The 22341-nt window shown below is 45.2% G+C and carries 17 protein-coding genes and 1 other RNA gene; 13 read left to right on the top strand and 5 right to left on the bottom strand.

Annotated elements, in window-relative coordinates; translation table 11 throughout:
* Positions 1–9 precede the first annotated feature (9 nt).
* Together G7Y45_RS08555 and G7Y45_RS08560 are read left to right on the top strand one after the other, a co-directional pair.
* Positions 10–675, top strand: a complete 666-nt coding sequence (locus G7Y45_RS08555) for a B3/4 domain-containing protein (protein ID WP_005775861.1) — start codon at positions 10–12, stop codon at positions 673–675.
* Positions 676–684: 9 nt separating this feature from the next.
* Positions 685–1416 carry a M23 family metallopeptidase gene (locus G7Y45_RS08560; protein WP_005809895.1) on the top strand — a complete coding sequence of 244 codons (732 nt, stop codon included), beginning with the start codon at positions 685–687 and terminating at the stop codon, positions 1414–1416.
* On the opposite strand, the gene G7Y45_RS08565 is transcribed toward G7Y45_RS08560, so the two are convergent.
* Positions 1355–2539: an OprO/OprP family phosphate-selective porin gene (locus G7Y45_RS08565; RefSeq protein WP_005818731.1), complete on the bottom strand. Its 1185-nt coding sequence runs from the start codon at positions 2537–2539 to the stop codon at positions 1355–1357. The genes G7Y45_RS08560 and G7Y45_RS08565 overlap by 62 nt on opposite strands.
* Positions 2540–2651: 112 nt before the next feature.
* Positions 2652–3806 carry a lactonase family protein gene (locus tag G7Y45_RS08570; protein ID WP_005775865.1) on the bottom strand — a complete coding sequence of 385 codons (1155 nt, stop codon included), beginning with the start codon at positions 3804–3806 and terminating at the stop codon, positions 2652–2654.
* 193 nt (positions 3807–3999) lie between these two features.
* Here G7Y45_RS08570 and ssrA point away from each other — a divergent pair.
* From ssrA to G7Y45_RS08595, 5 genes are all read left to right on the top strand, one after another.
* Positions 4000–4397: a transfer-messenger RNA gene (gene ssrA / locus G7Y45_RS08575) on the top strand.
* 643 nt (positions 4398–5040) lie between these two features.
* Positions 5041–7728 (top strand): two-component regulator propeller domain-containing protein, encoded by a 2688-nt coding sequence (locus tag G7Y45_RS08580; RefSeq protein ID WP_005809889.1) that lies wholly within the window; start codon positions 5041–5043, stop codon positions 7726–7728.
* A gap of 38 nt (positions 7729–7766) precedes the next feature.
* Positions 7767–8783: an AraC family transcriptional regulator gene (locus G7Y45_RS08585; protein WP_032538186.1), complete on the top strand. Its 1017-nt coding sequence runs from the start codon at positions 7767–7769 to the stop codon at positions 8781–8783.
* A 133-nt stretch (positions 8784–8916) separates the two neighbouring features.
* Positions 8917–10011: a DNA polymerase IV gene (dinB, locus tag G7Y45_RS08590; protein WP_005809884.1), complete on the top strand. Its 1095-nt coding sequence runs from the start codon at positions 8917–8919 to the stop codon at positions 10009–10011.
* A gap of 112 nt (positions 10012–10123) precedes the next feature.
* Positions 10124–10552, top strand: a complete 429-nt coding sequence (locus tag G7Y45_RS08595) for a hypothetical protein (protein WP_005809883.1) — start codon at positions 10124–10126, stop codon at positions 10550–10552.
* 290 nt (positions 10553–10842) lie between these two features.
* Here the strand turns inward: G7Y45_RS08595 and G7Y45_RS08600 are convergent, their stop codons facing one another.
* Together G7Y45_RS08600 and G7Y45_RS08605 are read right to left on the bottom strand one after the other, a co-directional pair.
* Positions 10843–13521 (bottom strand): transglutaminase domain-containing protein, encoded by a 2679-nt coding sequence (locus tag G7Y45_RS08600; protein WP_005809881.1) that lies wholly within the window; start codon positions 13519–13521, stop codon positions 10843–10845.
* A gap of 106 nt (positions 13522–13627) precedes the next feature.
* Positions 13628–15223 carry a YfcC family protein gene (locus tag G7Y45_RS08605; RefSeq protein WP_165015993.1) on the bottom strand — a complete coding sequence of 532 codons (1596 nt, stop codon included), beginning with the start codon at positions 15221–15223 and terminating at the stop codon, positions 13628–13630.
* A 219-nt stretch (positions 15224–15442) separates the two neighbouring features.
* Between G7Y45_RS08605 and G7Y45_RS20040 the strand changes: the two genes are divergently transcribed.
* The 6 genes from G7Y45_RS20040 (at position 15443) to G7Y45_RS08630 (ending at position 19424) form a co-directional block, all read left to right on the top strand.
* Positions 15443–15577: a hypothetical protein gene (locus G7Y45_RS20040; RefSeq protein WP_005775876.1), complete on the top strand. Its 135-nt coding sequence runs from the start codon at positions 15443–15445 to the stop codon at positions 15575–15577.
* A 163-nt stretch (positions 15578–15740) separates the two neighbouring features.
* A complete protein-coding gene (locus G7Y45_RS08610; RefSeq protein ID WP_122329951.1) occupies positions 15741–16124 on the top strand; it encodes a hypothetical protein in 384 nt (127 codons plus the stop codon).
* Positions 16125–16269: 145 nt separating this feature from the next.
* Positions 16270–16710 carry a LapA family protein gene (locus tag G7Y45_RS08615; RefSeq protein WP_032529855.1) on the top strand — a complete coding sequence of 147 codons (441 nt, stop codon included), beginning with the start codon at positions 16270–16272 and terminating at the stop codon, positions 16708–16710.
* A gap of 11 nt (positions 16711–16721) precedes the next feature.
* Entirely contained in the window at positions 16722–17936 is a 1215-nt protein-coding gene (locus tag G7Y45_RS08620) for a sodium ion-translocating decarboxylase subunit beta (protein WP_005775879.1), read from the top strand.
* Between the two features lie 101 nt (positions 17937–18037).
* On the top strand, positions 18038–18913 hold the full coding sequence (locus G7Y45_RS08625; protein ID WP_005818741.1) for a helix-turn-helix transcriptional regulator: 876 nt from the start codon (positions 18038–18040) through the stop codon (positions 18911–18913).
* Positions 18914–19004: 91 nt separating this feature from the next.
* A complete protein-coding gene (locus G7Y45_RS08630; RefSeq protein WP_005775889.1) occupies positions 19005–19424 on the top strand; it encodes a pyridoxamine 5'-phosphate oxidase family protein in 420 nt (139 codons plus the stop codon).
* Positions 19425–19437: 13 nt separating this feature from the next.
* Here the strand turns inward: G7Y45_RS08630 and G7Y45_RS08635 are convergent, their stop codons facing one another.
* Positions 19438–22296, bottom strand: coding sequence for a hypothetical protein (locus G7Y45_RS08635; RefSeq protein ID WP_165015996.1), 2859 nt, complete (start codon positions 22294–22296; stop codon positions 19438–19440).
* Positions 22297–22341: the final 45 nt, after the last annotated feature.

Genomic DNA, 22341 nt, shown 5'->3' on the forward strand with positions numbered 1-22341 from the left:
TGATTTATTATGTATACCATTACTATATCGAAAGAGTTAAAAGAAGCATGTCCTGTTTTTGCAGGAGCTGCTGTATATGCTGAAGTGAAAAACACTTCTTATTGTGAAGGGCTTTGGGAGGAGATTCAATCTTTTACAGAAAAGCTCACTGCAACAACCCAGTTGGAAGATATTAAAAAACAACCAGTGATAGCTGCCACACGTGAGGCTTACAAACGGTGTGGAAAAGACCCCGGAAGATATCGCCCATCGGCCGAAGCATTACGTCGCAGGCTGATGCGGGGAATTGCCTTGTATCAGATTGATACTCTGGTCGATTTGATCAATCTGGTTTCTCTTCGGACCGGGCATTCGATAGGTGGTTTTGATGCGGATAAGATAGCGGGCACCAATCTGGAGCTGGGGATAGGCAAAAAAGAAGAGCCTTTCGAAGGTATTGGCCGTGGAGTACTGAACATAGAGGGACTTCCGGTATACCGCGATGCCGTGGGAGGAATAGGAACACCTACCAGTGATAACGAGCGGACAAAGATGGATCTGGAAACGACTCATATATTAGCCATCGTTAATGGTTATAATGGGAAGGAAGGATTGCAGGAGGCTGCCGGGATGATACAGACTTTATTGCGAAGATATGCAGGATCGGACGGAGGAACGATCACCTATTTTGAATAACAAGCGTCCATGAAGAACATACACACTTTTTTGATTTTATCTCTGTTTTCGTTGTGTACGAGTGCACAACGCAGTGCACAAACCAAATTCTCGGATATGGAGGTTAATCATGTCCGGGTGGCTACACCGGGACTTTTTGCTAAAGAGAATTGCATCATGCTCGATCTGAATTCCCTGTCTCGGAATTACTCTTTTCCTTTGCCGGGAGGTAAAGTCATTTCCGGTTATGGAACCCGTGGCGGACATAGTGGGGATGATATAAAAACTTGTGCCCGTGATACGATTCGCGCTGCTTTTGACGGAGTGGTACGTATGGCAAAACCTTATGGTGCATACGGCAATGTGATTGTGATTCGCCATCCCAATGGATTGGAAACGGTGTACAGTCATAATGTGAAGAATCTGGTAAAAAGCGGAGATGCTGTGAAAGCGGGAAAAGCTATTGCCCTGACCGGACGTACCGGGCGGGCTACTACGGAACATCTGCATTTCGAAACGCGGATTAACGGGCAACATTTTAATCCCGGTCTTATTTTTGATATGGATAAACGCACTTTGCGCAAGGATTATCTGCAATGTACGAAGAAGGGGAAAGGGATTATTGTGAAAGCTTTGAAAAGCGAAAAAGTTCCCCCTAAGTATAAAACTCTTTCGCCTTTCCTTTATGAACTGCCCGGTATTAAAAAACCGGAATGGAATATACCAGGCCTAGCGAAATCCGCTGTGTATTCGGGTCTATAGCTTCTAAACGGCGGGCAGCTTTCAGGAGTTCGTTCCGTTTGTACTGATAATGGAGGAAGATCAATAGTTCGCTGTTTCGCATCGGATAGTATTCTACGCAGGCTTGCCCGCACCAGGTACGACGATAGGTGCCTTTCTCAAAGATTCCGTTTGTTTTATAAATCTTACCGGTTTCGTAGATACCTTTCAAGTATACATTCCAATTGGGATGGAGACGGTAGTCCACATTGGCAATGGTAGTGAAGTATTCGGTATATTGGGCCGTTTGTGGATTCTCCAGGTCAGTGTGGGGTAAGGCACTGATAATGCCTTTGTTGTCGATCCCCTGTCGGGAGTACATTAAATCTACATAAGCGATCCATGGCCCTTTTTCATAGACGTTTCCGGCAGTGAGATACAGGATGTTTCTTCCTTTGGCCTGCTGTCCCCATGAAGCGGCATATCTTAACTGGATGGCTTTATCCAGATAGTAACTGTTCCAGTTGATAGTTGAGATCAGGGGAACTTTGGTAGCTTCTACATTTGCCGGTAGCCCGTGGAGATAGGTATCTTCATCCCCACCATTACGGTTGTTTACTATCTGGAAGTTCAATTCCTGAGTAGGGGTTACATTCCAGGTGGCAGATACACCTGCCAGAAAGCAGTTGACATAATTATTAAATTCACTGAACTCACGCACTTTAATCGGGTTGACATAGTATTCGTAGCCACCCAGCATGAGGAACTGTTTTCCGGCGGTGATGGAAAAGCGTTCGGAGAGGTGATAGGTCAGATAAGCATACTCTACGGAAGAAGACAGGTTGTCCAGTACAAAGGGATTGCTGTATTTATTAAAAGATTGACGGAAATGGTAAGAGAACTTTTGGTTGATATTTCCTACAATTTCTAATTTGAACCGATTAAGTTTGAAAGCGACCTCCTCTAATTCATTCTCGGTAAAAGAAGCAGCACATGAGGTGTAGAGTTGCAGGTTCATGTGAGCGGAGAATCCTTTGTTTTCTTTTCCGGTGATGCGTTGGACTACAGAAGAAATAGAGTCGTTTGGGGAAATAATGGGTTGCTGTTGGGCCGTAATAGTACCCATGGTAAACAAGGTTACCAAAAGGAAGACGTGTCTTTTCATATTTGTGAAATCTCTTTGGGTTAATAAAAGTGATGCAAAAATAATAAAAAACGTCTTCCTTTTCGTCTTTTCAAGGTAAAACTGTCTGTTTCTCCTTAAAGTTCCTGTTCTGTTAGTCTACAAATTTCAGGCAAACAGGTTTGTCTACTTTTATATCTTTCTTGATGTCGGTCAATAGTCCGGTAGTCTGGTTCCTTTCAAATATCTGAATGGTATTGGTGTCGCGGCACGCTACCAGCAAATATTTGCCGTTGGGGGTAATGATGAAGTTACGCGGATGGATTCCCGTTAACTGATAACCTACCTTGGTCAGGGTACCATTGGTCTTGTCGACTTTGAAGATGGCAATTCCGTCTGCTTTCAGGCGGTTGCTGGCATAGAGATATTTTCCGTCCGGACTGATGTGGATATCGCCACTGCCTTGTGCATTTACAGTATCGGCTGCAATGGTTTGAATTTCATCCAGCATTCCGTCGGTATACCGGAAAGCTATTACCGTCCCTCCTATTTCGTTAATAAGGTAAGCAAACTTGCTGTCCGGACTGAATATCAGATGTCGGGGACCGGAACCCGGAGCAACCTTAAAAGCTTCCGGATTACCCTTTGTCAGGAGTTTCTCTTTGTTATCGGCATTGGCATTCGGATTGAGATTGAATTTATGTATCTGATCGGTACCTAAGTCATCGGCGAGTAAATATTTGCCATCCGGAGTAATACGTACGCAGTGCAGATGAGGCATTGTCTGTCGTTCTTTATCCGGTCCGGAACCTTTAAATTCGATTACATCGGAGGCGGGTAGCAGAGAACCGTCTTTTCCGATGGGAAAGACAGTGATGCTCCCTCCGCTATAGTTGGCAGTGATAACATTCTTTCCGTTGGTGATCAGGTAGCACGGATCGGCCCCCATTGTTTTCTGAGTATTCAATAAGCGAAGCGTTCCTTTGGTTTTATCGAAAGCAAAGGCGCTCACAGATGCCTGGTCTTTGCTGAATTCATTGACGGAATAAACGAATTTTCCGTCGTCCGACGGAACGAGGTATGATGGGTTAGCAACTTCTGTATCACTGAGTGGTACTGATGCTCCGGTTTCTTCGTTGAACCGGAAAGTGTAAATGCCTTTACTGTCGCCGGAAGTATATGTTCCTACCAGCATAGTCAGTTCGTTGTCAGTTGTTGTTGGATCTGCCGGCTGTGCGGTTGTCTTCTTTGGAGAACAACTGGCTACAAGCATGCCGACTGCACAGATACTAATGATTTTTTCGACCATAATAAATAGATGTTATTTTGAGGGTTTGTTGGTTGCCTTCGTTATATTCTGAAAACACAAAGTTAGTATAATCTCCTGTGTTTCTTTCCGGAATGAATAAAATATCTAAAATCCATCCTCTTTTTCTTTCTTTATGATGAATATTCCCTATCTTTGCAGCCACATAAGTGGTTACCACTTCCTCATCTCAAAAGGGGTTGACTGGTTTTGACAGCGGGCAGAAATGGTGGGTAAGCATGCAGTGCGTCGGTGATTTGCACTTTAATCTCAGTTATCAAAATTTTATCTGGCGAAACTAATTACGCTCTTGCTGCTTAATCGAATCATAGTAGATTAGCTTAATCCAGGCACCAGGTGCCAGGACGAGACATCACTCGGAAGCTGTTGCTCCGAAGCATTCCGGTTCAGTGGTGCAGTTACATCGGGGATAGTCAGAAGTGGCCTCGCGCTTCGGATGAAAATTTAGAGGATAAGGCAGGAATTGATGGCTTTGGTTCTGCTCCTGCACGAAAAACTTAGGCAAAGATAAGCATGTAGAAAGCTTATGATTTCCTCGTTTGGACGAGGGTTCGAATCCCTCCAGCTCCACTTTATGACAGAAACGTCCCTCTGAACCGGTAAGTTCAGGGGGATTTTTTGTTAAGAATATCCGGATTGTCCGGGTTATTTGTTACGTTCTCAACGTAAGTCGTTGATAGGTAGCTGCCTATCGGCATTTAAACTGCTGTTATTTGTCCGGGTACTTTATTTTGTCTTTTAAAATAAACACTCTACATTTGACTTCTGAGCAATTCGTCATAGAGAGTCGACAAGTGAGAAACGGTCTAATCCCAAGTATGGTTAAAGAAATTATTGTCTGCTCATATTTATTGTTTATTCATATTCCGGTAAATGCCCTTGCCAATCTATCTTTTTCTTAATAAAAACCATATTGGGGAAACAAACTGAATATTGTCTCGTTATAATGTAGATCAGATTGATTTTTCATGTGAGTCGCCTTTCTTGATGTCCTGTTGCTCACCGATAAACGATGTGAACATCTCATTACTATTGTTTTGTTAGTATCCTCTACGACAACAGGGAGGGATTTAAGGCGTTCAGGAGCGCCACAAATCCGGTCACCTACTCACGTGATGTGCAGAAGGTAGTGTTTTTCTTTCCCCCATGACTACCTTACTATAGGGTTCCCACTTTTAATAAAACTACTCCATTTTAATTATAACAAACAAAAAGAATGAAATATATTTTATACTTCATGATGATGATATATGGTTCGTTATGCCATGCCATCGTTTGCAAACACATTGTAGAAATAAGTGAAACGAATACTCGTAAAGTGCATCAGATACGGAGAGATGCCTTGGGATATATGTGGTTTATGAGCCATACCGGAATAAGCCGGTTTGATGGAACGAAGCTGAAACACTATAAGTTGTCTGCCGAAGGACAGACTGTGGATTATTATATGGGCTGTTGCCGGCTGCTTACGGACAAAGAGAATGGGTTATGGGCGGTTACCCGAAACGGAGATTTATGGACGTATAATCCGTCATTGGATAAGTTTGAGTGCAGAAACCATCTGCCGAACCAGGATAAGGCGTCAGTGCGCTTTCTCTGTGCAGATAGTCAGGGGCATATCTGGTTTTCCGCTGGAAACCGGTTGATTGCTTATCGGGGAATTACTAATACTTTCTATCGGGTGAATCACAATCTGAAACAGATTTCCGGTATGGTAGAAGTAGCTCCGGGAGAGTATTTCGTGGGCTCGGATGAAGGCCTGTTTGAGATAACCATGAAGGGTTATTCCATAGAAAAACAATCCGGCGAACTGTCCGGGAAGAGATGTCGCCGGATACATGAAATGCTTTTTCATCCGTATAGCGGCAGACTGATTATCGCAGACTATTCGGAAGGGTTAATGGTGTGGGACACGAAGTCGGAGCGGATGATTTATACATGGGACAGGCCTGTGAACAGCCGGATTAGCAGTTTGCGAACATTGGACGACCGGAATGTCTTAGTAGCAACGGACGGTGAGGGATTATATCGCATGGACATTATTAACCCGGAAATCAGGTCTTTTGTACATACCGATTTTGAGAATGGTAATTCAATTCGTACGAACCGGATTGTCGATTTGTTTGTGGATGATCAGAAACATATCTGGGTGGCGGATTATCCGGAAGGCGTATCAATGATTGATATGGATTCTCCGGATGATTATAAGTGGTATAGGTTTCAGGCAGGAAATACGCATTCATTGGCGAACAACCGGGTAAATGCGGTATTACATGATTCGGACGGGGATGTCTGGTTTGCGACGGATCGTGGTATCAGTTGTTTTCACCCGTCGACAGGCAGATGGGAACGGATTGTTACAGATCTTCCTTGCCAGATGTATACTGCACTTAGCGAAACAGGTCCCGGAGAGATATGTGCCGGAAACTATGTACACGGCTTGTACATCATCCGTAAGAAGAATAATAATCAGGTTGTTCCGTATGCCCGCATTTCCGGGGTCAATGCACTTTGCCGTAAGGATAAAGATCGGTTGTGGATTGGGACGGATGAAGGTTTGTTTCTCTATTGTCCCAATGATAATGGTGTTGTAGAAGTGAAATCCTTGTCCGGTCTGCACATTCATGCCTTGTATCAGTCCGATAGCAATTGCCTGTATATTGGAACCGAAGGAAACGGTTTGCTGGTCTACCGTCCGGAGCAATCCCGGCTGGATACTGTGAAAAATTCGGGAGTTGCTAATGTGTACGCTGTTTGGGAGGATGACAAGAAGCGGCTGATAGGAAGCAGTGACCAGTTTGCCTTTTCATTTGATCCTGTACAGCATTCGTTTCGGCGGTTTCCCAATAAAGGACTCCGGATTACGTCGGGAGCTTTTATTGGAGACGGCAGGCAGATACTGGGTACATACCAGGGAGCAATTGATTATGACAAACAAGAGCCTCGTTCGTTACATAAGACCTGCCTGGGATTTTATCTGGACGGGCTTCGGGTTCTGGATAAGGATATGACCGTAGAAACAGAAAATACTCCGTTAGAAAAAGCACTGAATTATACAGCTACCTTACAGTTGGATCATGATGAAAACACTTTTTCGTTTACGGCTACTGCCGTCCGCTACGATGAAATACAGGATATAGCTTACAGCTGGAAACTGGATAATACGGACTGGAGTAATCCGTCGCCGGAGAATAGAATTCGTTTTTCGAACCTTGCTCCGGGTGAATATGTCTTCTCCGTACGGGCAATATCCATTGGCAACGGACGTCCGTTTGCACAGAGGAATATGAATATCGTGATTCGTAAACCGCTCTGGAAGACAAATGGCGCTTTTCTTTGTTATGGAGTTTTGGCTATTACGCTGGGGTCTTTAGCTGTTCGTTCGTGGTTCATCTGGCAAGACAGGAATCTTTCAAGAGAAAAGATACAATTGTTTATGAATACTACCCGTAACCTCTGCATGCCGCTTACGTTGATAAAGGTTCCGTTGGAGTATCTTTATGAAAAATCGTCTTCCGAACTTGTCAATAACGTATTGCAACAGATTAAGGGTGTAAACAATCTGCTGGCCGACCTGGAAAGCATCAGCCGTATTTCGGCTTCTCCCGGGTGCCTGTCTCTTGCCGATCATGAGTTATCCATGTTTCTCAAAGAGACGGTGAACCGGTTCAGTGATTACGCAAACGAAAAATGTATTACGCTTCGTTGGGTGGACGAGCTGGCTTTTGTTACCGTGTGTCTGGATAGGGAGAAGATGGCTGCAATCCTCCGGAACCTTTTGATGGCTTTTACCGACAGTATAGACAGGGGCGGGGAAATACTTCTGAGTACATCGTGCAATACTCAAAACTGGGAGTTGAGGCTGGAGTCTGAAGATAATGGACTTCTTAAAAAAAAATTCTAAATTATAAGGGATTGGTTTCGGGAGGCTCTGCCGAGACCATGAGTTGGTTATTTATACGCAAATTAATCTGTTTGCATAAAGGCAAAATCAAATTTACTTATAAAGAAGAGCATAAACTGGTTCTTATCTTAGTCTTTCCTGTTGCTATCCGGCAATCGGAGAAATTTTCCGACCTTTCCGATCTGCTTTCCGTACCTGAATTTCCGCCCAAGGACAGCGAACTGTTACCGGCTAACGAAACGTTGCCGGCAATGGAAACTCCATTACCGAAACATCGGGAGAAGAGACGCAACGGACGTTCTTTGGTATTGGTCGAAACCCATAAAGAATTACGTAATTATCTTGTGCGAATCCTGATGCCGGATTACGAAGTTGTATCGGTTTGCGATGCGGAAACGGCCTTTACGACTATATGTGAACAGCATCCCGATGCTGTTCTGGCCTCTTCAGCCCTTGTCGGAATTTCGGGGGAAGAACTTGCTGTCCGGATTAAATCGGATGACAGGGTAGCACATGTACCTGTGATATTGCTGGTGAAACCGGGTGAAGACAGCAACGAGACCCAACGGAACGCCGATCTTTATGTGACGATGCCTTTTGCCATTTCGTTCTTAAAAGCAGAGATTGAAAGTCTGATTACCAACCGGGAGATTATCCGCAAGAGGTATATCCGTTTGACATTAGGGGTTGATGCTCCGGATGACGTCGAAGCCGATGTGCCGTTGTCGGATAGTGATCAGGAATTTATCAGTCTGGTGAGAAGCCTGATTGAAGAGAGACTCACCGATTCCAGGTTTACGATTGACGAACTGAGTGATTGTGTGAATATGAGCCGTTCGAGCTTTTACAATAGGATTAAGGAGATAACCGGCCATGCACCCGCAGACTATGTTCGTAGTGTACGCCTTAACAAGGCGCTGATCTTGCTGATGAGTAGGAAATATACTGTAGCCGAGGTTGCCGACATGACGGGATTCAGTGATCCGAAATATTTCAGGATCGTGTTTAAGAAACGTTTCGGAGATTCACCGACAAAGTATATAAGCAATTTGTAAGTTAACGGGAGACCGGCCGGGGGAGTGCCTTGCCGGTCTTCATTTTATTAACTAATCCTGTCAGTGGGATTGAAAGAATAACTCTTATCTTTGCTTCTCAAAATGTGAACTGCGATGTAGAATTATTGCAGAAATGGGCGAACGTAAGATTATACATATTGATATGGATGCTTTCTATGCTTCCGTAGAGCAGAGAGACCATCCGGAATTACGTGGTAAACCGCTTGCTGTCGGGCATGCCGAGGAGCGGGGAGTAGTGGCGGCGGCAAGCTATGAAGCGCGTCGGTACGGAGTGCGTTCGGCTATGTCGTCACAGAAGGCAAAGCGCTTATGTCCGCAACTGATTTTCGTTCCCGGACGGATGGACATATATAAATCGGTTTCCCGCCGGGTACACGAGATCTTTCATGAATACACCGATTTGATTGAACCCCTTTCGTTGGACGAGGCATTCCTGGATGTGACAGAGAATAAACAGGGAATTTTACTGGCGGTAGATATAGCCAGGGCTATCAAGCAGCGCATCCGTGAAGAGTTGAACCTGGTAGCATCGGCGGGTGTATCTTATAATAAATTCCTGGCAAAGATTGCTTCGGATTTTCGGAAGCCCGACGGACTCTGTACCATCCATCCCGATCAGGCGCTCGATTTCATTGCCCGTCTGCCCATCGAGTCATTTTGGGGAGTAGGACCGGTGACTGCCCGGAAGATGCATTTGCTGGGTATTCACAATGGCCTTCAGCTACGTGGCTGTTCGTCGGAAATGTTGGTACGGCAGTTTGGTAAAGTAGGACTGCTCTATTACGATTTTGCACGAGGAGTCGATCTCCGTCCCGTAGAAGCGGTATGGATACGTAAATCAATCGGTTGCGAACATACGTTGGAGAAAGATATTCATGTGAAATCGGCTGTGATTATAGAACTTTATCACGTAGCTACGGAACTTGTGGAACGGTTGCAACGGAAGGACTTCCGGGGAAAGACGCTGACGCTGAAAATCAAATTTCATGACTTTAGCCAGATCACACGGAGCATGACGCAGGCTCAGGAACTGACGAGCCTTGAAAGAATTCTGCCTCTTGCCAAACAGTTGCTGAAAGAGGTGGAGTATGAGCAACATCCCATTCGGTTGATAGGGCTTTCGGTGTCGAATCCGAGAGAGGAGACAAATGAGCATCGGGGAGTGTGGGAACAATTGAGTTTTGAGTTCAGTGACTGGGGAAAATAGTTAAAGATCGGGATGCGGGGGTGAAATAGTCGGGTGATTGTATCTGTTTAGTATTATTTTTCTTATCTTTGGGAGTGATACGGCATTGAGAACTAATAAATTATAAAAGATCATGAACCTGAGCAGATGTCCAATTCTCTTCTTGCTACTATTTGCGTTGTTCTGTAGTTGCCACGATGAAGACAGGGAGGATATACCTCCGACCGACAAACGAACCGCGAACTTCATTGTGAAATATAACGACGGATCCGGAATACATCCGGATTATAATGCTAAAGTATATATTTATTATGGAATATATTCGATGGATATTGCAGGTTTCCGCTATCTTCCGGATGGAGTTCTGGAATATCGCGGACAGGAAATAGTTCCTGATATAGCATTGTCTGCTGATGGGAAAGAAGATGTGTCACTGTTATTAAATAACACGGAGAAGGTAACGGTCGTGGTTGAGAGTTCCTTTTATGAAGGGAAAATAGGAATAACGAGTTACTCTCCGGGGGATATGTCCATAAAGGCTACATTTATATTTGGGGGATAGTATGGTGGCTCGGGACAGCCGCCTGAATGTCTGTCCTCGTTTTATGATATATAAGAAAGGGGAGAAGCCGAAACTTCTCCCCTTCTGTATAGAGGCTCTGTTTGCTATGAACAGAGCCTTTGTTTGGTACGGATAGAGCCTCTGTTCTGCTTCTGCAGAGTCTCTGTTTCCGGCAAGTGCTTACTTCATTCGTTTTCGGAGCAACCGGCTCCCGGTGCTTTTCCCGGTTGCATCCGGGGGAATTGCCGGTTTCTCCGGAAAAGCCATTAAAAGCTGCCGGAATCTGTTTGCTACAATCCGTGTATCGCTTTCATCAGTTGTTCTCCCAGTCCGATGGTATAGCCTTGTGAAACAAAAACTACCCGGTTGAACGTATCACCGATAATAAACATCGGCAAGATGGTGCTGTTAGGCAATTTCATCGATTCGGCAATTTGTTTCTGGATGGCTCCGTTTACATCGATACCATAGGTGATGGTCGAGGGCAGTCCGGGGAATTCCGTCGGGCGGAACTTCTTATATTGTTCTTCATTAGGGAAAAGCAGTACCATTTTGCGGCCCCATTTTTCGAATTCGCTGCTTAGGGCCGCAATATCCCGGAGAGCATGGTTTGTCGGTTCTTGTCCGGCTCCCAACACGGCAACTACAAAATATCCCCGTCCGCAAGTCTGAAGAATGCTTTGCGGTTCGGTGGCTCCTATCGGCAGGTAGGTGGATTCGGAGTTGAAATTACCGATCACCTGCACTTGATCCTTACTTTCGCGCATCACCAGATCGACAGTTGTTGTCTTTCCCTCTTCGATGGTGAAGAAAGTGATGTTGGCCAACACTGCTCCACTTGCCATACGGGTTCCGGTTACCATCATGTAGTATCCGGTATCCATGCGGGCGCCATTTTTCAGCAAGTTCGACCAGGTGGCTCCGCCGCCCATATCTACGTCCCCTTCATCGTAGTTCAGCAATTGGAAAGTCCCGTTGCGGAATTTCGAGAGAGTGAAGTGTGAATAGTATTTCGGATCGCTCAACGAAGGGATAGGCTGGTAGCGGGCTACGAGTGTTCCCGTCGGTGCCTGTGTCTGCTGTGCTGCTTCAAAATCCACGTCGTAGACTTTACCGTTCTTTAGATCGTTGTCATTGAAACTCCGGTATTGAATTTTTCCGGTCACTTCGTCTATCCAGGCGGGGATACCCAGACTACGTGCCATGGATACAAAGAAAATGTTACGGGACTTTTCGTCTGCTACCCGGGCTTTCCATACTCCCATTGGAGACATCGGAATACGTTGTGAGTTCAGTTCATTGTTGATAGTGATCTCTTTTCTGCACCATTCTACCAAAGCCTGTGGATTCTTTCGGAAAGCTTCCGCTTCAGTTGCCGGGATCTCTTTCTGGAAGAATGCTTTGTAGGGAGTGATCATTTCGTTGGCCACACGAGGGTTCAGTACGTTGCTGCAGAAGTCCTCGGAACCGGGCAGACCGGAGTTGTTCAGATGATCGTTCAGTACTTCCGGACTAACATCTCTCAGGTCCTTGGCTGAGATTACTTTCAGCAAGCTGATGGCCTGACTGGCTTTATCGGCTTTTACGGCAGCAGAAAGGAAATCTGTCAGAGTCTGATGGTTACCTCTGGAAGCTATCAGTAGGCGTACTGTTTCGGTTTCATCCAGTTTGTTCTCTTTGGCAAAAGTCCGGGCTTGCTCTTCGGTAATGAAAGTGGCTACGTAAGCATTGCGGATGGAATCTTCCTGTGCCATGCGGCGATCGTTTTCAGTACGTTGCTCCGGAGTCACTTCGGGCAGGTTGGCACCTTCGGCCGGAGGAACAATATCCAGTGGGAGTGAATAGGTTTCACCGGCGTTCTTGTCCAGTGCGATCTTCAGTTCGTTATCTTTGCCGAATGACAATTTGGAATAACCGAACCGTCCGTCTTTAGAGGCCCATACCAGCATATCGCCCTTGCCGGCAGTCAGCGATGCGCGTCCTGCCTTATCCGTATGTTTAGTGGCTACGGTGTAGAATTCAGCATAATTATACACCTTGAACTCTACAGTGGCATCGGATACCGGCTGCCCTTCGGCATCTGTCACCAATACCGAGCCTTTGGCTGTCGGGGCATAGTTGTCGATTACATTGATTTCCGTATAGTTCGGAGTTTCGTACATGATTTCCTCTTGTCCGGCATAGCGTCCGAATACTTTGGTATGCATCAGCATGCCACGGCTGGCAGGAGCATTAAACCAGCCCAGGTTCAGTACCGGTTCCGGTTCGCAGGCGCCGAAGAAATACCATTTACCATCTACCCAGGCTTCTACCCAGGCATGGTTATCGTCGGTATGCGCCCAACGCGGAGTATAAACCTGCCGTGCCGGAATGCCTACCGAGCGGAGAGCGGCTACAGTGAAGGTCGATTCTTCACCACAACGGCCATAGGCGGTCTTTACCGAAGCGAGGGGGGAACTGGTACGGGCATCGCTTGGGGTGTAGACTACCTTTTCGTGGCACCAGTGGTTCACTTCAAGCACAGCGTCGTGCAGCGACAGGTTCTTCACACGATCTTTCAGTTCATTGTAAAATACCCGGCGCGAGTCGTCCAGATTTTCGTTGTTTACCCGGATAGGGAGTACGAAATGGCGGAATACGTCATCGGGGATCTCTTTTCCCCAAGGCATTTCGCGACGCGCCTGATCGGAGAGTCTGACATTCTCCAGATAGTAGTCACCTGTATAATCCGTCACGTCACCTGTGGGCATATAGGCATAGAGGAACATCAAGGCCTCCTGTTCGGGAGTGGTGAGTTTTTCATTAAACACTGCGAACAGATCTCCGTTAGGGAGCTGTTGCTTCTTCTTTTCAAAATCTTGCGTCACTTGGCTACGGTAAGTCTCATCTTTCAGGAAGTGGGACTCACTGCATGAAAAAAACGCAACCGACAACATCGGGATGATTAGAAAGCGGGTCAGGATTTTCATACAATTTGTTGTTAAATAAGGCTTCGCTCCTTTTTCTCTCCCGGAGAGAGGGGAGGAGTGAATGCTGTTGGTTTATATATTTGATTATGATTTCTTTTTTTATTTCCTAAAATCCGTTCATTGGGAAGAGTACTGTGGGGATCAGCAATACCATTCCCAGAATGATGAATAAAAGAAGTACCTTCCAGAACCATTTCACCCATATCTCGTAGGGGATGCGGGCAATGCCCAAGGCTCCCATCAATACGGCGGAAGTAGGTGTGATCATGTTGGTAAATCCGTCACCAAACTGATAAGCCATTACTGTAGCTTGCCGCGAAAGCCCGATGACATCGGAAAAAGGTGCCATGATAGGCATGGTTAATGCAGCTTTGGCCGATCCGGACGGGATAATCAGGTTGATCAGTGTCTGTATCAGGTACATCACCCCCAAAGATACTATTTTTCCGGTTTCTCCCATCAGTGAAGCCAGAGAATGTAAGATCGGGTCGATGATATGTCCGTCTTGCAGTATTTGGATGATCCCTCCTGCCAGACCTACCACGATGGCAGCTGATAGCATATCTTTGGCTCCGTCCATGAATTGCCCGATGATGTTATCTGTTTTTTCACTGTTGGCAAATCCCGAGAGAATACCCATTGCGAGGAAGATGGCGGAGATCTCCGGCAGATACCAGCCATGTCCCATGACACCGGTAATCAGGAAAAGAATGGTGAACGCAAGCAGGGTCAGTATGAAGAACTGGTTGGATTTACGTAAACCCAGCCAGCCGAAGGCGGCAAACAAAACAGACAGGACGGGCACTGCATAGCAGGTGACAGACGCTTCGCCTATTGCGAAAGTACTGGTTGGGTAAATGATGGAAAACAGGCACAAGGATATGATTAACAGTATGTAGACGATCCATGCCGGACGAGTCGTGACACGGGATATCTCTCCGTTGCTTTCTTCTTCCCGTTTCCGCCAATAAGCATCGGCATGATACATGGGCGATTTCTCCGGATGCTTTTTAATGACGGCGGCATATCTGAGTACACAGACTATCAGGACCGTGGTCAGTATCAGCCAGCAAAGCATGCGATATTCAAATCCGGAAAATAGCGGTAAGTCGGACAAGCCTTGTGCAATGCCAATGGTAAATGGATTCAGTACGGCACCCGAAAAACCTATGTGGGCAGCAACATATACCATGCAAAGCCCCGTGATGGAATCATATCCCATCGAAATGGCCAACGGGACGATGATAATGACAAAGGCCAGGGTTTCTTCACTCATGCCAAATACGGAGCCGAAGAGGCTGAAGAGAATAATGACTAAGGAAATCACCACATTGTTTACCCCCAATGATTTAATCAGTCTGTGCTTTTCAAGCCCCTTCGTAAAGTTCAGGAATGAAAAGATGCCGGTATCGATGGCACGACTGCTGTTCATTATCTGAAAGGCACCTCCCATGATTAATAAGAAGGCGATGATTCCCGCTTGCCGTTCGAAGCCTTCAAGAAGAGCGCTGAACACTTGCCAGGTCTGTGGCGTCTGTTCTACCCGGTGGAAAGAGTGGTCTATAATGACTGTGCGGGAAACGCCGTTGACGTCAATGGTCTCGCGCACATACTCACCTGCGGGAATGATCCAGGAAAGCACTGCACAGAGCAAGATGACAGAAGAAATGATGGTATATGTGTGGGGTATCCGTTTTAGCATAGTCGTTTTTCTTGATAAAGCGCAAAGTTATGCAATATATTTGTAATATGCACTTGCCAAATCTGTCCATATAAAAAGAAAAATCAACTAATGACACACTTTTCTTATGTTTTAGAACATGTTTTCGAAAACATTTCGTATCTTTGCAGTGTTAATAAAGAAAACAAGATGTAAAACCGCTCTTCAAAACGTGGGGAGCAAAAAAAGAGGACCAAAATTATGAAAAAGAATGCAAATGAAATTATGATGTTGCAGTACCGTATCAAACGTTACCAAGCAATGGGAAATGGAACAATGTGCCAGCTGTTGAATGGCAAACTTCAAAAACTGCTTGCAAAGCAGGTTACCATGTAATTAAACACACCTATATTATATGAATAAGAAGCGGGGAATCGGATGATTCTCCGCTTTTTTTGTCATTTATCTGTCTGTTCCGGGAACAATCATTATAAAATATTCGTTAATTAAACAACGAATCCTGTTTTATCTCAAATTTATTACTACGTTTGCGGTCACTATGATAAAGTACGTATTCTGCATATTGATAGGTATCTTCTTAATGTATGGAGCCGGTTGCACAGCCCCTGCAGAAGAGAATGCGGAACTTCCTGCGGGAGTTACTGCAACCTTTATATCGCAATGTGCCGGAGACCACTCTTTATTCAACGACCAGACGGCTGACTCGAAAGTGAGTGATGCCATCCTTCCCCACGGTTCTTTTTCACGGGAACTCGGTTCATCCAAAGTATTAAAACTTAAATTACAGACTGCCATCCGCTTGCTTAATACCTTTCATATCCGCCAGTCGGAGAAGGGAGATGCTTATCCGGATTTCAATCATAACTTCATTAAATATTCCAGCGGGTATTATGTATACACGTTAGGGCATATCCTGATTTAGCTTTTCGGTTTCACACTTCCGTATTGAAGTGATTGGGTAACCCCATTTATCTGTTCCGATAAATGCCGGGGAAGTGTGTCTTGTCTCCCTCCGGCAGTCGGCATTCGTTGCATTTTATTTTTTCAATCTAAAATCATACCATGTTATGTTTAGTTTATTGTTATCCACTTTTGCCATGATGGGGCTTACCTTCGTCATTGGCTTTTTCGTTGCCGGAGTAATAAAGCTGATTGCTTCTGCGGCTGATTCATTGGCTTTCTACAGTTCACATCAGGAAGAGCTTGCCCGGTTGAAACGTATTCGGAAACTTCATCAGAAAGTAGCTGTCTTGATAACCGAAAGTGCCCTTAGCGACGAGGAGTACGGGAGTGACGGGCGTGAAGACTTCAGCAGGGGCATCACCAAACATCCCGGAGACAATCGCGGGTTCTATCACGGTGTCAGTCCCGGTGAGCCGGAACGCGGACTGATGGATTATTTTTATCCGGAAGATACAAGATCCATGTTTCTTCGCAAAGAAGAACAAATGTTACAGCATGACAAAAAGAACAATAAGAAAGCATCTTCAACCAATAAAAACAAATAAATCTTGATAGTATGGAAAGTATAGACTTTGGAACCCTGTTTCAGGGATTTGGAACAATGATGGCCAGCGGATGGTTTCTGGCCAGTGCCCGTATGTTTTTAATAGCTTTGGGATTTCTGCTCATCTATCTGGGCTGGAAGGGTGTACTTGAGCCGATGGTTATGATTCCGATGGGACTGGGGATGGTAGCCATTAATTGCGGAACACTGATTATGCCCGACGGAGCATTGGGGAACCTTTTTCTGGACCCTATGTTATCGGATACGGACGCGTTGATGAATACGATGCAGATTGACTTTCTGCAACCGGTATATACATTGACGTTTAGTAACGGACTGATAGCCTGCTTTGTGTTTATGGGAATCGGTACGTTGCTCGATGTCGGATTCTTGTTGCAGAAACCGTTTGCCAGTATTTTCCTGGCCCTTTGTGCTGAGTTGGGGACTTTCCTTACAGTGCCTATCGCTTCGGGTCTGGGGTTGTCTTTAAAGGAAAGCGCTTCTGTTGCAATGGTCGGCGGAGCCGATGGACCGATGGTGCTGTTTACTTCGCTTGCCTTGGCCAAACACTTGTTTGTGCCTATTACGGTGGTGGCTTATCTGTATTTGGGATTAACATACGGGGGATATCCTTATTTGGTAAAGCTGTTGATTCCTAAACGTCTGCGTGCTATCAAGATGGTGGAGAAGAAAGCTCCTAAAAATTATGACGCGAAAGTGAAACTTGCCTTTTCTGCTATTCTGTGTGCTGTGCTGTGTTTCTTGTTTCCGGTTGCTTCTCCACTATTCTTTTCTCTGTTCTTAGGGGTAGCTGTACGCGAGTCCGGCATGAAGCATATCTATGATTTTGTAAGTGGTCCGTTGCTTTATGGTTCTACCTTTATGCTGGGATTACTGTTGGGTGTGCTCTGTGACGCCCATTTGTTGCTCGATCCGAAAATTCTGAAACTTTTGGTGTTGGGTATGCTTGCTTTGTTATTGTCGGGTATCGGGGGAATCATGGGTGGTTACATCATGTATTTCATTAAGAAAGGAAACTATAATCCGGTGATCGGTATTGCTGCCGTGAGTTGTGTGCCTACTACGGCAAAGGTTGCCCAGAAGTTGGTAAGTAAAGATAATCCGAACTCTTTCATCCTGGGGGATGCACTGGGTGCAAACATTTCAGGAGTAATCACTTCGGCTATCATTACGGGTATTTACATAACGATTATACCTTATTTATAATAATGTTGTAGCTGACAGAATGATTTCATGAGTGACTGACAGAGCTTATCCATTTACAGTTTGTATATTTGTCGCTCTCAGATAGTTTGAAAGACAAGGTTATGAAAAAACTTATCCCTCGATATACCTTTTTAAAGAATAAGTACGGCAGTGAGTTGCTGGTGGATATAGTAGAACTGAAAGATATAAAGAAATATGTCGTTAAAAGTTCTGTTCATACCCTGACTTATTATGACATTACCTTTATCACCGAAGGGGAAGGAAGTTTCATTCTTGATAATCATACCTACCGGGGCGGTGTGGGAGATGTGTTCTTCTCCAAGCCGGGAGAGATACGTAGCTGGGATACAAATGCGATTGTGAATGGATATGCTCTGATATTTGAAGAAGAGTTTTTATCTTCTTTCTTTAAAGATTCTTTGTTTGTGCAGCATCTTTCCTTTTTCAATCCGGTGAAGGAATCATTGAAAATACATTTGCCGGAACGCTCTTTTCTGCGTATGTTGCAACTTCTGCAATCTATTAAGGAGGAGATTGATCTGTTCAGACAGAATGACGTTCATGTGTTGAGAGCGCAACTTTATGAAGCGTTGATGCTGCTTGACCGTTTTTACGTGCAGACCGTATCGGATGCAGGGATAAACAAGGAAGGCCGCAGTCCGTATCTTGTTCAGTTTGTACAGTTGGTCGACCGTGGGTTCAGTGAATACCGTACCGTGCGGTATTATGCCGGAAGACTGTGTATTACTCCTAACTATCTGAATGAAATAGTGAGTACCGCTATGCAGATAAGCGCCAAGCAATATATTCAGAATAAAGTGATGGAAGAAGCAAAGCGGATGCTTGCTTACACGGATTTGCCGGTTGCCGAAATAGCTTTCGAACTGAATTATGAAACGGTTTCTTATTTCAGCCGTTGTTTTCGCCGGTATACGGGAGAAACTCCTTTGGGCTACCGGAGGGGACATAAACCATAAAAAGTGTCATTTCTGCCTTTGTTTCTGTCACATACCCTCTTTTTTCTTTCTGTACCTTTGTGTCAGTGTAAAACTATTAAAATTTAGAACAATGAAAGATGTAGAGAAAACGATTGGGAATCTGATTGATAAGCAAAAGATCGCATTTATCGGATCTGTTGATATAGAAGGCTTCCCCAATATTAAAGCAATGTTACAGCCCCGGAAGCGTGAAGGTATCCGGATTCTTTATTTTACCACCAATACCTCTTCTATGCGTACCACTCAATACCTGAAGAACCATCATGCTTGTGTCTACTTCTGTGACTCTCGCTTTTTTAGGGGAGTTATGCTGAAAGGTAAGATGGAAGTGCTTACAGATAATTCCACTAAAGAAATGATATGGAGAGAAGGCGATACGCTCTACTATCCGCTTGGCGTTACAGATCCGGACTATTGTGTACTGAAGTTCACCGCTATCACCGGCAGGCGTTATGGAAACTTCAGTTCGGAAGATTTTGAGGTAGAGTAGGCTGTTTTCAATCTTAGAAGCTGATTGAAAACAGTGCTTCTACCTGGAATTTTCCATAGTCGATCGGCTGGATCAGCCGTACGCCTGTCGTGAGCGGATAACTCATACGTAGCACATTCCAATCGAAAATAAGATCGCCTCCGTAAGAGCTTTGTGTGCTCCAGTTACTTTTGCGACTGGCTTGGTTGCGTGACAAGTCATAAAAAAGATTTGCACGCAGCCTGCGTATGTAAATCAGTGAACTGATGCTCAGGTCGGGCGAAAGCAGGGGTAAAGCATAATCTGCTTTGAAGGCCCATTGTTGGCGGGTTTGATATTGGAAATGATATCCGCGAGGCTTTTCCAGCAGATGTTTGGGGAGATACAGTGATTTATTGTCAAGGTCTTGATATTGGTAACCCAAGCGTAGCATCAATCCGTGATTCCTGATGATACCCGGCCAATAGGTAGTCAGCCGGGCAGCGTACAGACTACCGAAATTCTCCTTATTGAACGGGGTTTTCAAGTATTGCAGCCGAAGCTGGTAACCGTTTCGGGGAAGGATATCGCGTTGTGCTTTTCGTCTGTAATCATAAAATAGGATTTCCGGGAGAATGTATTGGAAGTTGCGATACTTTCCACTATGATACTCCTGATACTTATTGTTTGTGAAATAGTAAGTAAAAGCAGGCTGTATGCCTCGTATGCGTTGGTTACGTGTCAGGTTGAAAGGGAGGTAAACTCGCGCTTCCGCTTCCAGTAGATTGCGTCCGGGATAATATCCTTTGGTGATATCCTGACCTTTGTCATCTTTGGTCCAGCCGATATTGAAAGCCTTATCACCATAGTCGGCAGCAAGATTTATTATAGGGAACCAGCCCTGATAGGTGAATGACAGTTTACCGTGATGGTAGCCTTCGTCATAATACCAGCCGGCCTGCATGATGGCAGTGTTCAGTGTATTTTGTGACATAATGGTTGCTCCCGGCTTGACAATTGTACTTAAATCACTTGCACTGCTGTTCATTGCTTCGGCCACATCATAATAGAAAGGTGCCCAGCTGTGTATCTTGAAAGTATGTGTACCTTTATGATAGCGTTTGGGGGTGAAATCAATGCTATCCAGACGGGTAGAGTCAAGGTTGAACTGTTCTTGAGCAGCCAATGTTTCAACGAATGGCATCGGAGCAGGACGGGCTAAATCGGCCTTTTCAAATAGTAAGCTGTCAGTCGGCAACGCAGCAATCCGGTATCCGTCTGCTTGATAATCAGCAAAAAGCAGATGGTTGCCTGACTGGGAAAATGAAGGATCGAATGCACCGAAACGAGCGGCTGTCAGCCGATAAACCTGTTTGTCGGAGAGATGAAGACAGTAGATATTATTTGTGCCGTTGGCTCCCGACTCAAAAAAGAGTTTTCCGTCTTTCCAAGTAGGAGAGGTGATGTTGGCCGAGGTGGTTTTTATCAACTCCTTCCACTCTCCGGACCGCGGATTGAATTCCAACAGACTGGTTCCCGAATCGGTTACGGCTATGGAGAAAATATCAAGGCCTTCTCCGAATGTGAGTTCTTTGATAAATGCGTTGTCAGGTACGTCGAAAGAGGATAGCTCTTTTCCCTTTTCTGCATTTATCAATACAAGTTGGTTTTTGCCTTCTACAGTGGGGCGGGAGACCGCAATGGTCCGACCGGACTTGTCGATAGCCGGGGCCAGATAACGTTGGCGCGGGGTGATTGTTTTTATCTGCTTTTTATCCAAATCATAATATTTCAGAACGGAATAGTTCTCGTGCGTCCAACGGAGCCCGGGAACCAATTCACTCCAGTAAATCCGGTTGTTCCGGAAGTTGAGACGACTATTGATACTTCCGATATAACTCAGATGCTTTTCTTTACCGTTGCTGATGGCTACCAGAGAGTTTATATCTTTCAGTCCGGATTTGACGGCAATAATTACACTGTCATTGATCGATTGGGGATATCGATAAGAGGTGTAGGTTTTTGAGGTAGAAGAGAGGTAGTCGGGCACAAGTGTACAGGTATCCTGTTTTTCCCATTCTTTCCGCAAGAAATCGAATGTGTCGTGCTGAAGCCGTTTGAAACTGCTTCCTGTGTAATGCTTGAATGAGCCTTCAAATAATAAATTCCGGACATAACGGCTGGTACTTTTATCCCAGATATCAGCTCCATAACGCTGGCGGGCATATGAAGCCATATCGTAGCCCAATGCATAATAAGTTCCTGTATAATTTTTGTAAGATCCCATTAACCACTTGTCGAAAGTATAAGGCTTTCCGCCTGCTAATAATTGGGCACGATAGATCATGTTGAATTCCGGAAGACGTCCCCGTCCGCCGTTTGACATGGCAGTTTCGGTGCTTACCGCATCTCCTTCGAGAAACCACACCGGAAGAAAAAAGGAGGCCACGCCGGCTGCCTGTTCACCTATTATATAATAAAGAGGTTTGAAGATACCATGCATCACCTTTCCGGTCTGGAATACGTGGCGCGACTCGTGCAATACCAGATGTTTATCCCAGCTTTGAGTACTTAGGTCCGAAGAAGGAGTTGTAATCAGTTCCATCCGTCTCGGTGCCCAGGAAACCATTCCGTTGGATTGCATGCTGGCCGGATGGAGAATGACCGGGAAACGGGCTTTGATCGGCTTTCCGATGGTCTTGGACATATGGGGATATACATTTTCAAGAAAGAGAGCATATCGATAGGCCATTGAATCATTTCCTTGCGGGTATACCAGATCATAGTGAGGCAGTTTCGCTATGTTCCATTTAAACCGGGCGGGATCCGACCCGTAATCCATGAATTGTGCATGAAGCCGGAGCGGTGCCAGCAGGCAAAGAAGCGAAAGAAACAGATATTTGGATTGTAACATGAGCTGATTTTAAATAGTTATCTGTCGCAAAGCTATAAAAAAATC

It is taken from the genome of Bacteroides sp. ZJ-18 (assembly GCF_011038705.2).
Taxonomy (GTDB): domain Bacteria; phylum Bacteroidota; class Bacteroidia; order Bacteroidales; family Bacteroidaceae; genus Bacteroides; species Bacteroides hominis.

Excerpts from the sequence above, each read along its gene's own strand:
- G7Y45_RS08555 (WP_005775861.1), top strand. The coding sequence starts at position 10 with ATGTATACCATTACTATATCGAAAGAGTTAAAAGAAGCATGTCCTGTT.
- G7Y45_RS08570 (WP_005775865.1), bottom strand. The coding sequence starts at position 3,806 with ATGGTCGAAAAAATCATTAGTATCTGTGCAGTCGGCATGCTTGTAGCC.
- G7Y45_RS08600 (WP_005809881.1), bottom strand. The coding sequence starts at position 13,521 with ATGAAAATCCTGACCCGCTTTCTAATCATCCCGATGTTGTCGGTTGCG.
- G7Y45_RS20040 (WP_005775876.1), top strand. The coding sequence starts at position 15,443 with ATGAAAAAGAATGCAAATGAAATTATGATGTTGCAGTACCGTATCAAA.
- G7Y45_RS08565 (WP_005818731.1), bottom strand. The coding sequence starts at position 2,539 with ATGAAAAGACACGTCTTCCTTTTGGTAACCTTGTTTACCATGGGTACT.
- G7Y45_RS08620 (WP_005775879.1), top strand. The coding sequence starts at position 16,722 with ATGGAAAGTATAGACTTTGGAACCCTGTTTCAGGGATTTGGAACAATG.
- G7Y45_RS08635 (WP_165015996.1), bottom strand. The coding sequence starts at position 22,296 with ATGTTACAATCCAAATATCTGTTTCTTTCGCTTCTTTGCCTGCTGGCA.
- G7Y45_RS08560 (WP_005809895.1), top strand. The coding sequence starts at position 685 with ATGAAGAACATACACACTTTTTTGATTTTATCTCTGTTTTCGTTGTGT.
- G7Y45_RS08615 (WP_032529855.1), top strand. The coding sequence starts at position 16,270 with ATGTTTAGTTTATTGTTATCCACTTTTGCCATGATGGGGCTTACCTTC.
- G7Y45_RS08585 (WP_032538186.1), top strand. The coding sequence starts at position 7,767 with ATGAGTTGGTTATTTATACGCAAATTAATCTGTTTGCATAAAGGCAAA.
- G7Y45_RS08625 (WP_005818741.1), top strand. The coding sequence starts at position 18,038 with ATGAAAAAACTTATCCCTCGATATACCTTTTTAAAGAATAAGTACGGC.
- G7Y45_RS08605 (WP_165015993.1), bottom strand. The coding sequence starts at position 15,223 with ATGCTAAAACGGATACCCCACACATATACCATCATTTCTTCTGTCATC.
- G7Y45_RS08610 (WP_122329951.1), top strand. The coding sequence starts at position 15,741 with ATGATAAAGTACGTATTCTGCATATTGATAGGTATCTTCTTAATGTAT.
- G7Y45_RS08595 (WP_005809883.1), top strand. The coding sequence starts at position 10,124 with ATGAACCTGAGCAGATGTCCAATTCTCTTCTTGCTACTATTTGCGTTG.
- G7Y45_RS08630 (WP_005775889.1), top strand. The coding sequence starts at position 19,005 with ATGAAAGATGTAGAGAAAACGATTGGGAATCTGATTGATAAGCAAAAG.
- G7Y45_RS08580 (WP_005809889.1), top strand. The coding sequence starts at position 5,041 with ATGAAATATATTTTATACTTCATGATGATGATATATGGTTCGTTATGC.
- dinB (WP_005809884.1), top strand. The coding sequence starts at position 8,917 with ATGGGCGAACGTAAGATTATACATATTGATATGGATGCTTTCTATGCT.